This window comes from Sphingomonas sp. (genome assembly GCF_039595165.1).
In the GTDB taxonomy this organism is placed as follows: Bacteria; Pseudomonadota; Alphaproteobacteria; order Sphingomonadales; family Sphingomonadaceae; genus Sphingomonas.
This window is the reverse complement of record NZ_JBCNMA010000089.1, coordinates 1-13,740: the sequence shown is the minus strand read 5'-3', so window position 1 is coordinate 13,740 and position 13,740 is coordinate 1. Positions and strand designations below refer to the sequence as shown.

The following is a 13,740-nucleotide window of genomic DNA, read 5'->3' as shown; positions in this document are numbered from 1 at the left end:
GTACGCCATTGGGGTGAACGCCCGCGCGCGGAACCACGATCCTGCGCCAGGCATTGGGGCTCCAGCAGACGCCGCCAAACCAGGTGCTGGTCGGGCTGTCGCTGTTCCTCTCCTTCTTCATCATGGCGCCGACGATCAGCCAGATGAACACCGCCGCGATCCAGCCCTATGCCGAGGGCCGCATCGGCGCGACCGAGATGATCGAGAAGGCCGGGGCGCCGCTCCATGCCTTCATGCTCAAGCAGACCCGGGTCAAGGACATCACGATGTTCGCCGAGATCGCCAAGACCGGGCCGATCGCCGATCCCAAGGACACGCCCTTCTCGATCCTGCTGCCCGCGTTCGTCACCAGCGAGCTCAAGACCGCGTTCCAGATCGGGTTCCTGATCTTCCTGCCCTTCATCGTCATCGACCTGATCGTCGCCACCGTGCTGATGAGCCTCGGCATGATGATGATGTCGCCGACGATCATCGCCATGCCCTTCAAGCTGCTGCTGTTCGTCCTCGTCGACGGCTGGGCGCTGACGATGGGCAGCCTCGCCTCGAGCTTTGTGAGTTAGCGCGCCAATGCTCGGGACCGGCCCGCTCCCCCACCCGGCCACCCACACGGTACTCTCGATGGGTGGCCGGGTGGGGCGCATCACGGTCGGTCATGCCCCCGGCATGACCTGGACAGCGCGGGGCGCTGTCCACCTGATGCGGGCCGGCGCCGCAAAGGATTAAAAATGGAAGCCGACTATTTCCTGTCGATCGCGCGCGAGGCGATGTGGGTGCTCGCGCTCGCCTCGGCCCCGATCCTGATCCCGGCGCTGCTCGCGGGCCTGATCCTCGGCATGGTGCAGGCCGCGACCTCGATCCAGGAGCAGACGCTGACCTTCGTGCCCAAGCTCGCGATCGTCGGGGTGTCGCTCGTGATCTTCGGCGGCATGATCATGACGCTGCTCGGCGACTTCACGACGAGCATCTTCGAACGCATCCCGGAGCTCGTCCGCTAATCATGTTGGGCTTCGGCCTCTCGATCGAGCCGCAATTGTGGGCGCTGTTGTTCACGATGGTGCGCGTCGGGGCGGCGTTCGTCGCGGCGCCGGTGTTCGGCGCGGTGTCGGTGCCCTTGAACGTGCGCATCCTGCTCACCGCGGCGATCGGCATTCTGTCGATGAACGCGGTGCCGATCGACGCGCCGGGCGAGGTATTCGCGCTCGCGACCTTCGTCGCTGTTGCGGCGGAGGTGCTCGTCGGGCTCGCGCTCGGTTTCATCCTGCAGATCGCCTTCGCCGCGCCGCTGGTGGCGAGCGAGGTGATCGGCGTGTCGATGGGCCTCAGCTTCGCCACCGCGCTCAACCCGCAGACCGGCCAGTCGACCCCGGCGCTCGGCCAGTTCCTGACGATCCTGCTGACCCTGTTGTTCCTCGCCGTCGACGGCCATCTCGTGCTGGTCGAGCTGGTGGTGCGCTCCTATGAGCTGCTCCCGCCCGGCCAGGCCTGGCTGGCCCCGGGCAAGCTCCAGAACATCGCCTTGTTCGGCGGCTATGCCTTCCTCGCGGGCCTGCTGCTCGCACTGCCCGTCGGCTTCCTGCTGCTCTGCCTCAACATCGTCGTCGGCATGCTCTCGCGCTCGGCGCCTGCGCTCAACCTGTTCGCGATCGGCATTCCCGCCAGCCTGGCGATGGGCGTGCTGGCCTTGCTCGTCGGCATGCCCGCAATGGGCGATTACATGCTCGTGATCGTGCGCGAGGCGCTCGATGCGGCGCAAACCCTGGTGCTCGGCTGATGTCGGAGAGCGCAGGCGAGAAGACACAAGCACCAACACCGAAGCGCAAGGAGAAGGCGCTCGAGCAAGGTGACCTGCTCAAGTCGCGCGACTTCGGCGCGGCGCTGATCATCCTGCTCGGCTGCGGCTGGATGGTGCTGATGGGGCCGCAATTGCTCGGCGCGTGCAAGGAAGTGATGGCGGCGAGCTTCAGCTTCGGCCGCGCCGATATCGAGAGCTTCCAGCCGTGGAAGCCGCTCGCCACGGCCGGGTGGAAGCTCGCGCCCTCGCTCGGCGCGCTGCTCGCGATCACCTTCGCCGGCGCGATCGCCAGCCAGGCGGCGCTCGGCGCGCTGCACTGGAACGGCAAGCTGCTCGCGCCCAAGGGCAACCGCATCAACCCGGGCTCCGGCCTCAAGCGCATCTTCGGCCCGACCGGCTGGATCGAGCTCGGCAAGTCGCTGCTCAAGGTGGTGCTGCTCGGCGGGATCGGCGCCTGGATGCTGTGGGGCTCGACGACGACGACGATGGGACTGGTCTCGTCCGATCTCGGCACCGCGGTGAAGGCGCTCGGCGATACCTTCGCGACGCTGATCTTCGTGATGGCCGGCGGGCTGCTGCTGATCGCGGGCATCGACCTGCCGATCCAGATCTTCCGCCACATGCAGCGGCTCAAGATGAGCCTTCAGGAAGTGAAGGACGAGCACAAGGAGAGCGAGGGCTCGCCCGAGGCCAAGTCGGCGCAGCGCCAGCGCCAGCGCGAGCTGGCCAAGGGCGGGCTGCGCAGCAAGGTACAGGATGCGCATGTCGTGCTGACCAATCCGACTCACTTCTCGGTCGCGCTGCGCTACACCAGCGGCAAGGACCAGGTTCCGGTGGTCGTCGCCAAGGGCCGCGGCGAGATCGCGCTGGCGATTCGCGAGCTCGCCGACGAGTTCGCCGTGCCGCGGCTCGAGCTGCCGCCGCTCGCTCGCGCGATCTACTTCACCAGCCGCGAGAATCAGGAGATCCGCGACGATCTCTACATGGCGGTCGCGACCGTGCTCGCCTTCGTGTTCGGGCTCGACAGGCAGGCGGGCGGGCGCATGCCGGCGATCACCGTGCCGGAGACCGCGCTGTTCGACGAAAATGGCGTGCAGACCGGCCTAAAGGCCGCGCGATGACGGCCGTTAACCAGCCTAGAGGGGGACGTTCACGTGGCGGCTGAAGCGACGACATCGACGACATCGATCGGCCAGGCGCTCGGCGTCGGGTCGGGCATCGACACGGCCGCGCTGGTCCAGCAGCTGGTCGACAAGCAGTTCGAATATCGCAACGCGACGCTGGCCAGGCGCGAGGAGACGCTGACCGCGCAGATCAGCGCGTCGGCGACTCACAAGAGCAACATCACCAGCTTCGCCAGCGCGCTCTCCAGCCTGTCGCGCAGCGGCAATCTCGCGACTCAGCCGACCAGCTCGAACACCGGCATCTTCACCGTGTCGCGCGTCGCCGGCGCCAACCTCACCGAGCTCAACGCGCGGGTCGAAGTGCGCCAGCTTGCCTCGAGCCAGACCGTCTCGGCCGCCCCGGTGGCGGACAAGACCGCGGCGATCGGCCAGGGCAAGCTAACGCTCACCTTCGGCACCGCCACCGTCGCCAATGGCGCGATGACTGGCTTCACGCCGGGGGCCGGCACGCCGGTCGACATCACGATCGGCGAGAATGTCTCGAGCCTCGAAGGGATCGCAGCCGCGATCAACGCCGCCAATGCCGGGGTCACCGCCTCGATCCTCAGCGATGCCGCGGGTTCGCGGCTGGTGGTCAAGGGCGGCACGGGCGAAGCGCGCGCCTTCACCCTCACCGCGACCGAGACGGTGGGGCATGAAGGGCTCGCCGCGCTCAACATCGGCGTCGGCGCCGGCACCACGATCGGCAGCGCCGCCGCCGACGCGGTCGTCGCGGTCGACGGCGTGCAGGTGCGGCGCGAGACCAACGCGATCACCGACCTCGTGCCGGGCGTGAAGCTCGATCTCGTCTCGGCGCAGCCGGGCACGGTGGTCAACATCGGCAAGACGCTGCCGACCAGCGCGCTGATGCAGGCGGTGCAGGATTTCGTCGACACCTATAACGAGGTCTACACCGCGCTGCGCACCGATCTCGACCCCGTCACCGGCTCGCTGCGCCAGGACCTCGCGGCCAAGACGCTCAAGCGCCAGCTCCAGGAGCTGACGCTCAACCCGCTCGTCGCCGGCTCGACCGACGTGCCGACGACGCTGTCGCACATCGGCGTCAAGACCAACCGCGACGGCACGCTCAGCCTCGATTCGGCCAAGCTGACCAAGGCGCTGGTCAACCATCCGGGGCAGGTCGAGAAGATGTTCGCTCAGCCCAACGGCATCTCGACGAACAACAACGGCCTCTCCGCCGTGCTCGACGCGATCTCGACCGCGGCCGCCAGCACGACGCGCGGGCTGGGCGCGAGCGAGCTCCGCTACACCGACGCCAAGGCCGACGTGGTCGAGGACAAGACCGAGGCGCTGGTCAAGGCCGAGGCGCTGCGCACGCGCATGACGCGCCAGTTCGCGAGCATGGACGCGAAGGTCGCCGCCTATCAGTCGACGCTGACCTTCCTCGAGAACCAGATCGACGCCTGGAACAAGCAGGGCTGACGCGAGTGAAGGCCCCGATCCGCCTCGGCACCAATGCCGCCGCCACCTATCGCTCGATCGATGCGGTCGGCCGCACCGCCGCCGCCGACCCGCATGAGCTGGTCGAGATCATGTACAAGGAATGCGTCGCCGCGCTGCGCGCCGCCGCCTTCGCCGCGGAAAAGGGCCAGCTGCCGGTCAAGAGCGAGCGCATCGCGCGGGCCACGGCGATCCTGTTCGCGCTCGAATCGGGCCTCGACTTCGAGCGCGGCGGGGAAGTCTCGCGCACGCTGGCGACGCTCTATCACGGGCTGCGCGCGCAGGTCCTCAACGCCAGCATCGGCAACGATCCGGCGCCGTTCCGCCGCGTCGCCGACGATCTCGAGGATATCGCCGGCGCGTGGAGCCAGGCGCGCGCGGCCTAATCCGCCCAGCGCGAAAGAATTTCGCGAACCGACACCGCTCGCGCGGGCGGCGCGACGCCGATCCCCGGCTTGAACTGCGGCGCGGTCGCCGCGCCCGTCGGACCGGCCGCCACCGGCCGCCGCGCCAGCGCGTGCGGATGGCGCGCGGCCTCGGCCAGCGACAGCACCGGCGTCACGCAGGCCTCGCCATTGGCGAAGCTGCGCACCCATTCGTCGCGCGAGCGCGCCGCGAAGCGTTCGGCGAAGCGCGCCGCCATCTCGGGCCAGCCGGCGCGGTCGAACTGCGCGAACGCGCCGGGGGCGAAGCCGAGCCCGGCGCACAGCGTTTCGAACTGCACGGGCTCGATCGCGCCCACCGCCACATGTCCGCCCTCGGCGCAGGCATAGGTGCGGTAGAAGGGCGCGCCGCCATCGATCAGGTTGGCCTCGCGCCGGTCGGCCCAGCGCCCGCTCGCGAACAGGCTCTGGGTCAGCGCCATCAGCGTGCCGACCCCGTCGATCGCCGCGGCGTCGACCACCCGGCCCTCCTCGCCGAGCTGGGTGCCGAGAATCCCCGCGACCATCCCCAGCGCCAGGAACAGCGCGCAGCCGGCATGGTCGCCGAGCAGGTTGAGCGGCACCGCCGGCGCCTCGGCCGTTCCGATCGCGTGGAGCGCGCCGGTCATCGCCAGCACATTGATATCGGCCCCCGGCTGGCCGGCGAGCGGGCCGGTCTGCCCCCACATGCTCGCCCGGCCATAGACGAGGCGCGGGTTGCGCGCGCGGCAGCGGTCGGGACCGAGGCCGAGCGCTTCCATCGAGCCCGGCGGCATCCCCTCGATCAGCCCGTCGGCATGGGCGGCGAGCTCGAGCACTTCGGCGAGCGCCGCCGGCTCGCGAAAGTCGAGCACCAGGTCCTGCCGCCCGCGATAGAGCGCCGGGACGATCGCGCTGGTGGTCGAGCCGGGCTGCACCACCCGCACCACCTCGCAACCCAGGTCGGCGAGCAGCATCGTCGCGAAGGGCACCGCGCCGATCGCGTCGATCTCGACGATCCGCACTCCCGCCAGCGGCCCGCGTCGCTCCACCCCTGCGCCTCCCCGTCGGCCTTCCCGCAGGATGCGGGTGGCCCAGCGCTCCTGTTTCGGCTAGCGCCGCGCCATGAGCAAGCCGCACATCGTCGCCCTGGGCGGCACTTCGCGCCCCGAATCGGCGACCGGGCGCGCGCTCGCGCATTGCCTCGCACTGGCGGAGGCGAAGGGGGCGCGCACCACGCTGCTGACCGGCGAGGCGATCAACTTCCCGCATTACGAGCTCGGCTGCACCACCGGCGATCCCGCGATCACCAACTTCATCGCGGTGCTGCGCGAGGCCGATGGGCTGATCGTGGGCTCGCCCGGCTATCACGGCTCGCTCTCGGGGCTGGTCAAGAACGCGCTCGACTATGTCGAGCTGCTGCGCGGCGATGAGCGCGTCTATTTCGACGGCATGCCCGTCGGGCTGGTCGCGACGGCAGGGGGATGGCAAGCGGCGGTCTCGACGCTGGCGGCGCTGCGCACGGTGATCCACGCGCTGCGCGGCTGGCCCACCCCGCTGGGGGTGGCGATCAACACTGGTGGGGGCGGCGATGCGGTGGCGGGCGCTTCGGGCCAGCTCGAAGTGATGGTCGACCAGATCCTCGGGTTCCTGCGGCGTTAGACGCGGTTGCCGCCGCATTAACCGGATCGTGACGCTCGCCGCCTAGGGTCGCGCGCATGAGCCAGAGCCTTCTCTCCGCCGAAACGCGCCGGCACGGCCTCCGCACCGTGCTCGTGGTGGACGACAGCCGCACCAACCTCAACGTCATCGGCAGCCGGCTCGGCCAGGCGGGCTATCTGGTGGTGCTGTGTGACAATGGCCGCGAAGCGCTCGACCTGATCGCCGGCCGCGGCTTCGACCTGGTGCTGCTCGACATGATGATGCCGGGCATGTCGGGGATCGAGGTGCTTGCCGAATTGCGCGCCAACCCGCGCACCGCCGATCTGCCGGTGATCATGATCACCGCGCGCAGCGATAGCGGCGCCACGGTCGAGGCGCTTGCCGCCGGCGCCGACGACTATGTCGCCAAGCCGTTCGAGTTCGACGTCCTCGTGGCGAGGATCGAGCGCACGCTCGCCCGCGCGGCGCGGATCGGCGAGCTCAAGCGTGCGGTTGCCGCGCTCGATGCGCGCATCGCCGCGCGCGCGATCGAGCTTGGCGAGGCGCGCACCGAGCTCGCGGTCACCCGCGCCGACCGGGCGCGGCTGGTGAGCTCGATCCAGTCCTTGAACGCTGAGGTGGAACGTCTCAGCGGAACCAGTGGCGCCTGACGAAATAGAAGGTGACGACGGCCGCGACGAGCAGGCTGAACCCGGTGATCACCCAGAATGACCAGGGATGGTCGTCATAGGGGATGCCCTGCACGTTCATCCCGAACAGCCCGGTGATGAAGGTCAGCGGCAGGAACACCATCGCCGCCACCGCGATCAGCAGCGAGCGCTGGTCGATCAGTTCGGCACGCAGGTCCGTCAGCGTCTCGTGGATCAGCGCGGCGCGCTCGCGGATGCTCTCCAGCTCCTCGGCCATGCGCGCGGCACGGTCGGCTGCGGCGGAGATGTGCAGCCGGTCCTCCTCGCTCAGCCAGCGCACCGGCAGCGTCGCCAGCGTCTCCAGCGCCGCGCGCTGCGGAAACAGGAAGCGCCGGTAGCCGATCGCCTGGCGCCGGACGAGGTTGACCTTGCGCCGAAGCTCGAACGCCTGGCGCGCGTCGAGTTGCTCCTCGCAGCTGTCGAGCGAATCGCCGAGATCGGCGACTTGCGGATCGAGCTGCTCGGTGATCGCCTCGGCGAGGGTGGCGATCAGGTCGCCGGCGTCGAGCACCTTGCCCGCCTCGATCGCGGCGCGCGCGATGTCGAGCGCGTCGAGCGGCAGCCGCGTCACCGAAATGACGCGAGTCCCGTCGGCGCGCAGCCGAATCGACGCGAGCGGATCGGAGCTCTGCATCGTGACATGCGTCATGCCGCGCAGGTTGAGCACCGCGGCGCCATCGATCTGGTCGCAACGCGGGCGCGTCTCGAGGGCAGTGAGCGCATCGATCGTGAAACGATCGAGTCCCGCGACGTCGCGCAGCCATTCCTGCACCTCCTCGTCGCGCGAGGTGAGGTGAATCCACACGAACCCTCGCCGGGCGCGGATCGCCGAGTGCGGATCCGCGGCGCTCACCCCGCTGCGCGTGACGACATAGGCAAAGCCGCTCATTCCGCCATCTCCAGGTCGATCGTCAGTCCCGGCAAGCTGTCGGGAGGTGTATCGCAGGTGATACGTTCGGCATCGGCGCGGGCGCGCGTCAGGATCGCTTGCGGCACGCCGGGGCGGTGCGTCACACGATCGGCCTGGGCGAGCAGCCGCGCCTCGCGCAGCGTAAGGTCGTCGGGATCGGCGGAGCGCAGAAGGATGCGGACGACACCGGCGGATTCCGCAACCGGCGCGGCGAGCCAGCGCTCTACCGCGTCCCCAGGCTGATCACGCAACGGATCGAGCGGCCCGGCCAGCGCCGTCCCGATCGCCCGCCGCCGCTCGCCGGCATCGGGCCAGCGCTCGCGGATCGCCGAGCGGCTTCGCTGCAACGCTTCCGCCAGGCGGCCGAGCGAGGCCGGCAGCAGCCCCTCCAGCCGCTGCCGCAGCGCCGCGGCGAGGCCTGCCGACGCGCCGCCGGTGCCGATCGCCACCATCACCGGCTCGCGCTCGACGATCGCGGGCAAGGTGAAGTCGCACAGATCGGGCCGGTCGGCGACGTTGACCAGGACGCCACGTGCCTTGAGCCGTGCCGCCACGGGCTCGGGGTCGTCAGAGGCGACGATGGCGAGCCGTGCATCGCTCGCCTCACCGAGGATCACCGCCCCGGCGCGCACCAGCAGCCGGCGCTTGGCTTCCGCCGCCGCGCCGGTGCCGACCAGGATCACGGGCCGCCCGTCCAGCTGGACGAAGACGGGCAGCCCGGATCGTTTCACCGGATCCACTCCGGCACGCGTTCCGCCGCCATGATCGTGTCGGGCTGGATGCGGTCGGCGACCACCGCGAACCTGTCGCCCGACACCAGCACCTCGGGCACCAATGCGCGGCTGTTGTAGGTCGACGCCATGGTCGCGCCATAAGCGCCCGCGGTGCGGAACACCGCGAGGTCGCCCGAGCGCACGACGTCGATCTCGCGTCCCATCGCGAAGGTGTCGCCGGTCTCGCACACCGGCCCGGCAATGTTGGCGACGAACTTCTCGCCGGTCGGCTCGACCGCCTCGAACTCGTGATACGCCTCGTAGAGCGCGGGGCGGGCGAGGTCGTTCATCGCCGCATCGACGATGACATAGGGATTGCCCGCGGCCGGCTTGACCCAGATCACCTCGGTCACCAGCACCCCGGCGTTGCCGCAGATGAAGCGGCCCGGCTCGAACATCAGCGTGACGTCCCAGCCCTGCGTCACGCGCTTGACCATCGCCCCGAAATCAGCCGCGGACGAGACCGTCTCGCCCGGGCGATAGGGCACGCCGAGCCCGCCGCCGAGATCGACATGGGTGATGCTGTGGCCCGCCGCGCGGAGCTGCGCGACCAGCTCGCCGACGCGCTTGTACGCTGCCTCGAGCGGGGCGAGGTCCTTGAGCTGGCTGCCGATATGGATCGCGACCCCGCGCAGGTCCAAGCCGGGGCGGCCCGCGAGGCGGGCGAAAATCTCGGGCGCGCGGTCGATCGCCACCCCGAACTTGTTCTCGGCCTTGCCGGTCGAGATCTTGGCGTGGGTGCCGGCGTCGACATCGGGGTTCACGCGCAGCACCGCAGGTGCGGTCCTGCCCTGCGCGTGCGCGAGATCGGCGAGCACCTCGCCCTCCTCCTCCAGCTCGAGGTTGAACTGGCCGATCGCTTCGTCGAGCCCGAGCTGGAGCTCGGCGCGGGTCTTGCCGACGCCCGAGAAGACGATGTCCTCGGGCTTCATCCCCGCCGCCAGCGCGCGCTTGAGCTCGCCGCCCGAGACCACGTCGGCGCCATAGCCCTGGCGCGCCAGCACGCCGAGCACGGCGAGGTTCGGGTTGGCCTTGATCGCGAAGGCGATGTGGACGTTGGGAAGGTCGGCGAGCGCGTCCTTGAGCACCTTCGCATGGCGCTCGAGCGTCGCGGTCGAATAGACATAGACGGGCGTGCCGACATCCGCGGCGATTTGCGGAATGGCGACGTCCTCGGCGTGGAGCACGCCGTTCCTGCGGTTGAAATGATCCATGAAGCCTGGGTCTTCTTTGATTACTGCGGCGGCAGTTCGAATTCGTCGCCGCGGCGTTCCTCGGAGCTGCGCAGCACTTCGTCGCTGCGCGTCGGTCGGGTCTGGGGCGGCGCCTGCACCAAATCTGCCGGTGTCGGCGTGGCAACCGCCCCATAGGGTTTGGGCGGCAGCGATCCCCCGGCGGCCGGTTTCAGGTCGCCCTTGTTGCCGCAAGCAGCCAACAGAAGCGCCGTGAATACCACCAGGGTCCGCATTCCTATTCTCCTCCAGCGGCGGACGCCGCCTTCACTTCAAGCGCGGCGCGTGCCGCCGCAATCGCTTCCCGCACCCGTACCGGCGCGGTCCCGCCGAAGCTGGTCCGGCTCGCCACCGACGCATCGACGCTGAGTACATCGAACGCGCGCTCGTCGATACGCTGGTCGATTGCGGTCAGGTCCGCAAGCTCGAGCTGGTCGAGCCGCACGCCCTTGGCCTCCGCCGCCGCTACCGCGCGGCCGGTGATGTGGTGCGCCTCGCGGAACGGGATGCCGCCCTCGCGCACCAGCCAGTCGGCAAGGTCGGTCGCGGTCGCAAAACCGCTCTCCGCCAGCCCGCGCATGCGGTCGGTGCGGAACTGCGCGCTCTCGACCATGCCGGTCATCGCCGCGATCGACAGCGCGAGCAGGTCGTGCGCCTCGAACACCGGCGGCTTGTCGTCCTGCATGTCCTTCGAATAGGCGAGCGGCAGGCCCTTCATCGTGATCATGAGGGCCGTGAGGCAGCCGACGATCCGCCCTGCATGCCCGCGCACCAGCTCGGCCGCATCGGGGTTGCGCTTCTGCGGCATGATCGAGCTGCCGGTCGACCATTGATCGGAGAGCTTGACGAAGCCGAAGGGCTGGCTCGCCCAGATCACGAACTCCTCGGCCAGGCGCGAGAGGTGCAGGCTGCACTGCGCCGCCGCCATCAGGTAATCCAGGGCGAAGTCGCGGTCGCTCACCGCGTCCAGCGAATTGCGCGTCGGCCCCTCGAAACCGAGCGCCGCCGCGGTCGCGTCACGGTCGAGCGGGAAGCCGGTCCCTGCCAGCGCCGCCGATCCCAGCGGGCAACGGTTGCCCCGCGCGCGCGCGTCGGCAAAGCGCGAGACGTCGCGGCCGATCATCTCGAAATAGGCCATCAGGTGATGGCCCAGCGTCACCGGCTGCGCGCTCTGCAGGTGCGTGAAGCCCGGCATCACGCTCTCGGCATGTTCCTCGGCGCGAGCGAGCAGCGCTTCCTGCAGCGCGGCGAGCGCCGCCAGCACCTGGTCGGTCGCGTCGCGCACCCACAGGCGGAAATCGGTCGCGACCTGGTCGTTGCGGCTGCGCGCGGTGTGGAGGCGCCCGGCGACCGGCCCGATCTTCTCGGCCAGCCGCGCCTCGGTCAGCATATGGATGTCCTCGAGCGCGAGGTCCTCGGGCACGCCGTCGCGCTCGTAGTCCGCCGCGACCGCGTCGAGCCCTGCGGAGATCGTCGCCGCGTCCGCCGCATCGACGATGCCCTGCTTGCCCAGCATCGCGACGTGCGCCTTCGATCCCGCGATGTCCTGACGCCACATGCGCTTGTCGAACGGGATGGAAGCGTTAATCTCGCGCATCACCGACGACGGGCCTTCGGCGAAGCGCCCGCCCCACATCGAATTGGAGCCTGTCTTGCGCTCGACGATCGCGCTTCTCCTTGCCCTAGCTGCCCTCGGAATCGCCGGCTGCGATAAGCCCAAGCAGGCGGGCGAGCAAGCAAACGCCGCTGTTGCCGGCGAAAGCGCCGCTGCACCCGCGAACGTGGCGGCCGCTGGCGGCGATGCCGAGCGGATCGGCACGCTCGACCGCAGCCACAAGGGCGAGCCCGCGCCGTCGGTGACGTTCCAGAGCCCCGACGGCAAGCCGACGACGCTCGCCGCGTTCAAGGGCAAGCCGCTGCTGCTCAACCTGTGGGCGACGTGGTGCGCGCCGTGCGTGCGCGAGATGCCGATGCTCGACCGGCTCGCCCAGCGCGAGGGAGCCAGGCTCCAGGTGCTGACGGTCAGCCAGGACCTTGAGGGCGCGGCCAAGGTCGCCCCCTTCTTCGCCAAGGCCGGGTTCAAGGCGCTCCAGCCCTGGCTCGACCCCGATGTCGGGCTGTCGACGCATTACGGCGTCAACCTCCCCACCACCGTGCTCTACGACGCGCAGGGCCGCGAAGTATGGCGCGTCTCCGGCGACATGGACTGGGACGGCGAGACGGCGAAGGGGTGGCTGGCCGAGGCGAACTAGTCCGTTTCGTCCAAGTCGTCCGCTTCGCCGGGCACATATTCGAGGATATCCCCCGGCTGGCAGTCGAGCTCGCGGCAGATCGCCGCGAGCGTCTGGAAGCGCACGCCCTTCACCTTGCCGGTCTTGAGCAGCGAGAGGTTGGGCACCGAGATGCCGACGCGGTCGGCCAGGACGCCTAGCGGCATCTTGCGGCGCGCCATCATCACGTCGAGGGTGACGACGATTCCCATCAGACGATCGCCGCATTGTCGTCGGCCAGCGCCCTGCCGGTCGCGAAGGCCCGCGCCAGCGCCAGCACGAACAGGCCGGCGACGATCCTGGTCCAGTCGAGCTCGTACGCCAGCCGGAACGCGCGCGCCGGCTCGGCGCCGTCGAGCGACGAGATGCTGGCACCCAGCGCGACTCCGCCGGCGGGCTGTGCGGCGGCGAGGAACACAGGCTGCGCAATCAGCGCATGGACGATATCCAGCGCGACCCAGCCGATCAGCAGCCAGCCGATCACCCGCAGGCTGCGAACGATGTCCTCGGCGAAGGGCTTGCCCGCGGCGATCCCGGCCAGCACCGCCTTCAGCCGGTCGATCGCGGCATAGCTGCCGGTCGCGAGGATGCCGAACGCGACGAGCTGGACGAAGGCCGGTTTCCAGTCCGGCGTCATCAGCTCGAGCACCCCGCGATCGATCCGGATCGCGCCTTGACCGGCGGCCAGCGGAAAGCTCGCGGTCGCCGCGTTCGCGACCACCGGCCAGCTCGCGGTGAAGGGTTCGCCGCTCGCGATCGGGATCACGAACATGAGCAGCAGCATGAGCGCGGCCAGCCCGATCGCGATCTGCGCGCACAGGAGGAGATAGGTCAGCAATCGAATCGACATGAGCGTCATCCTTGCATGGGGATGACCTTCTCTAGCGCCGATAGCGCGCTACACAAGAAAATTATCGCAAAACATAAAATAAATATCGTTCGGCGCTCTTCAGCGGCTGGCGCCCAGCCCTCGCGCCAGCATCTCGGCGACGGTATCGGCAACGTCTGCGGGGTCCCGATCCTCGCTCCACACGCCGTAGCGAAGGCCGAGGAACACGTTCATTCCCATGATCGCCCAGGCATGGACCTCGCTCACGTCGGCACGCAGCTCGCCGCGCTCGGCGGCGGCGCGCAGGCGCTTCTCGATGCGCTCGGCGGTGGTGGCATAGTGGAGGCGAAAGCTATCGGGATCGACGAACTCGGCCTCGTCGATGATGCGGTAGATTTCCTTGTGCCTGCGCACGAAGCCGATGAAGGTCTCGAGCCCGGCGCGCTCGGCGGCGATCTGCTCGGGCGCGGCGCGGATCGCGGGGGCGACATGCTCGCGCACCTGCTCGCTCATGTCGCGCACCAGCGCGCGGAACACCGCGTCCTTCGAATCGAAATA

At 69.5% G+C, this 13,740-nt stretch carries 16 protein-coding genes and 2 pseudogenes; 9 read left to right on the top strand and 9 right to left on the bottom strand.

Annotated elements, in window-relative coordinates; translation table 11 throughout:
* Nucleotides 1–35 precede the first annotated feature (35 nt).
* The 6 genes and pseudogenes from fliP to fliS all read left to right on the top strand — a co-directional run.
* Nucleotides 36–560: pseudogene (gene fliP / locus ABDV68_RS13825) on the top strand (flagellar type III secretion system pore protein FliP); the annotation flags it as partial.
* Nucleotides 561–725: 165 nt separating this feature from the next.
* Complete coding sequence (fliQ, locus tag ABDV68_RS13820) at nt 726–995, top strand: flagellar biosynthesis protein FliQ (protein WP_343520629.1); 270 nt, start codon at nt 726–728, stop codon at nt 993–995.
* A 2-nt stretch (nt 996–997) separates the two neighbouring features.
* Nucleotides 998–1,771, top strand: a complete 774-nt coding sequence (gene fliR / locus ABDV68_RS13815; protein WP_343520628.1) for a flagellar biosynthetic protein FliR — start codon at nt 998–1,000, stop codon at nt 1,769–1,771.
* On the top strand, nt 1,771–2,913 hold the full coding sequence (locus ABDV68_RS13810) for a flagellar type III secretion system protein FlhB (protein WP_343520627.1): 1,143 nt from the start codon (nt 1,771–1,773) through the stop codon (nt 2,911–2,913). Before fliR ends, ABDV68_RS13810 begins: the two co-directional genes overlap by 1 nt.
* A 33-nt stretch (nt 2,914–2,946) precedes the next feature.
* Entirely contained in the window at nt 2,947–4,398 is a 1,452-nt protein-coding gene (gene fliD / locus ABDV68_RS13805) for a flagellar filament capping protein FliD (RefSeq protein ID WP_343520626.1), read from the top strand.
* Between the two features lie 5 nt (nt 4,399–4,403).
* Nucleotides 4,404–4,802 (top strand): flagellar export chaperone FliS, encoded by a 399-nt coding sequence (fliS, locus tag ABDV68_RS13800; protein ID WP_343520625.1) that lies wholly within the window; start codon nt 4,404–4,406, stop codon nt 4,800–4,802.
* On the opposite strand, the gene ABDV68_RS13795 is transcribed toward fliS, so the two are convergent.
* Entirely contained in the window at nt 4,799–5,869 is a 1,071-nt protein-coding gene (locus ABDV68_RS13795) for a CaiB/BaiF CoA-transferase family protein (protein WP_343520624.1), read from the bottom strand. The genes fliS and ABDV68_RS13795 overlap by 4 nt on opposite strands.
* Before the next feature lie 73 nt (nt 5,870–5,942).
* On the opposite strand from ABDV68_RS13795, the gene ABDV68_RS13790 reads away from it, so the two are divergent.
* Both ABDV68_RS13790 and ABDV68_RS13785 read left to right on the top strand, forming a co-directional pair.
* A complete protein-coding gene (locus tag ABDV68_RS13790) occupies nt 5,943–6,479 on the top strand; it encodes an NAD(P)H-dependent oxidoreductase (protein WP_343520623.1) in 537 nt (178 codons plus the stop codon).
* A gap of 56 nt (nt 6,480–6,535) precedes the next feature.
* Entirely contained in the window at nt 6,536–7,129 is a 594-nt protein-coding gene (locus ABDV68_RS13785; RefSeq protein WP_343520622.1) for a response regulator, read from the top strand.
* On the opposite strand, the gene ABDV68_RS13780 is transcribed toward ABDV68_RS13785, so the two are convergent.
* From ABDV68_RS13780 to argH, 5 genes are read right to left on the bottom strand one after another with little or no spacing between them, the layout of a single operon-like run.
* Nucleotides 7,107–8,057 carry a CorA family divalent cation transporter gene (locus ABDV68_RS13780; RefSeq protein WP_343520621.1) on the bottom strand — a complete coding sequence of 317 codons (951 nt, stop codon included), beginning with the start codon at nt 8,055–8,057 and terminating at the stop codon, nt 7,107–7,109. The two genes, ABDV68_RS13785 and ABDV68_RS13780, sit on opposite strands and share 23 nt — an antisense overlap.
* Entirely contained in the window at nt 8,054–8,809 is a 756-nt protein-coding gene (locus ABDV68_RS13775) for an NAD(P)-dependent oxidoreductase (protein ID WP_343520620.1), read from the bottom strand. Before ABDV68_RS13775 ends, ABDV68_RS13780 begins: the two co-directional genes overlap by 4 nt.
* Nucleotides 8,806–10,065 carry a diaminopimelate decarboxylase gene (gene lysA, locus ABDV68_RS13770; protein ID WP_343520618.1) on the bottom strand — a complete coding sequence of 420 codons (1,260 nt, stop codon included), beginning with the start codon at nt 10,063–10,065 and terminating at the stop codon, nt 8,806–8,808. The genes ABDV68_RS13775 and lysA overlap by 4 nt, the downstream gene beginning before the upstream one ends.
* A gap of 20 nt (nt 10,066–10,085) precedes the next feature.
* A complete protein-coding gene (locus ABDV68_RS13765; protein ID WP_343520617.1) occupies nt 10,086–10,319 on the bottom strand; it encodes a lipoprotein in 234 nt (77 codons plus the stop codon).
* A 2-nt stretch (nt 10,320–10,321) separates the two neighbouring features.
* Complete coding sequence (gene argH, locus ABDV68_RS13760; RefSeq protein WP_343520616.1) at nt 10,322–11,719, bottom strand: argininosuccinate lyase; 1,398 nt, start codon at nt 11,717–11,719, stop codon at nt 10,322–10,324.
* A 145-nt stretch (nt 11,720–11,864) separates the two neighbouring features.
* Here argH and ABDV68_RS13755 point away from each other — a divergent pair, with 145 nt between their 5' ends.
* Nucleotides 11,865–12,335, top strand: coding sequence for a TlpA disulfide reductase family protein (locus ABDV68_RS13755; RefSeq protein WP_343520615.1), 471 nt, complete (start codon nt 11,865–11,867; stop codon nt 12,333–12,335).
* Here the strand turns inward: ABDV68_RS13755 and ABDV68_RS13750 are convergent.
* The 3 genes and pseudogenes from ABDV68_RS13750 to ABDV68_RS13740 form a co-directional block, all read right to left on the bottom strand.
* Nucleotides 12,332–12,565 (bottom strand): helix-turn-helix transcriptional regulator, encoded by a 234-nt coding sequence (locus ABDV68_RS13750; RefSeq protein ID WP_343520614.1) that lies wholly within the window; start codon nt 12,563–12,565, stop codon nt 12,332–12,334. The genes ABDV68_RS13755 and ABDV68_RS13750 overlap by 4 nt on opposite strands.
* Entirely contained in the window at nt 12,565–13,203 is a 639-nt protein-coding gene (locus tag ABDV68_RS13745) for a hypothetical protein (protein ID WP_343520613.1), read from the bottom strand. Before ABDV68_RS13745 ends, ABDV68_RS13750 begins: the two co-directional genes overlap by 1 nt.
* 99 nt (nt 13,204–13,302) lie before the next feature.
* A pseudogene (locus ABDV68_RS13740) lies at nt 13,303–13,740 on the bottom strand (TetR/AcrR family transcriptional regulator); the annotation flags it as partial.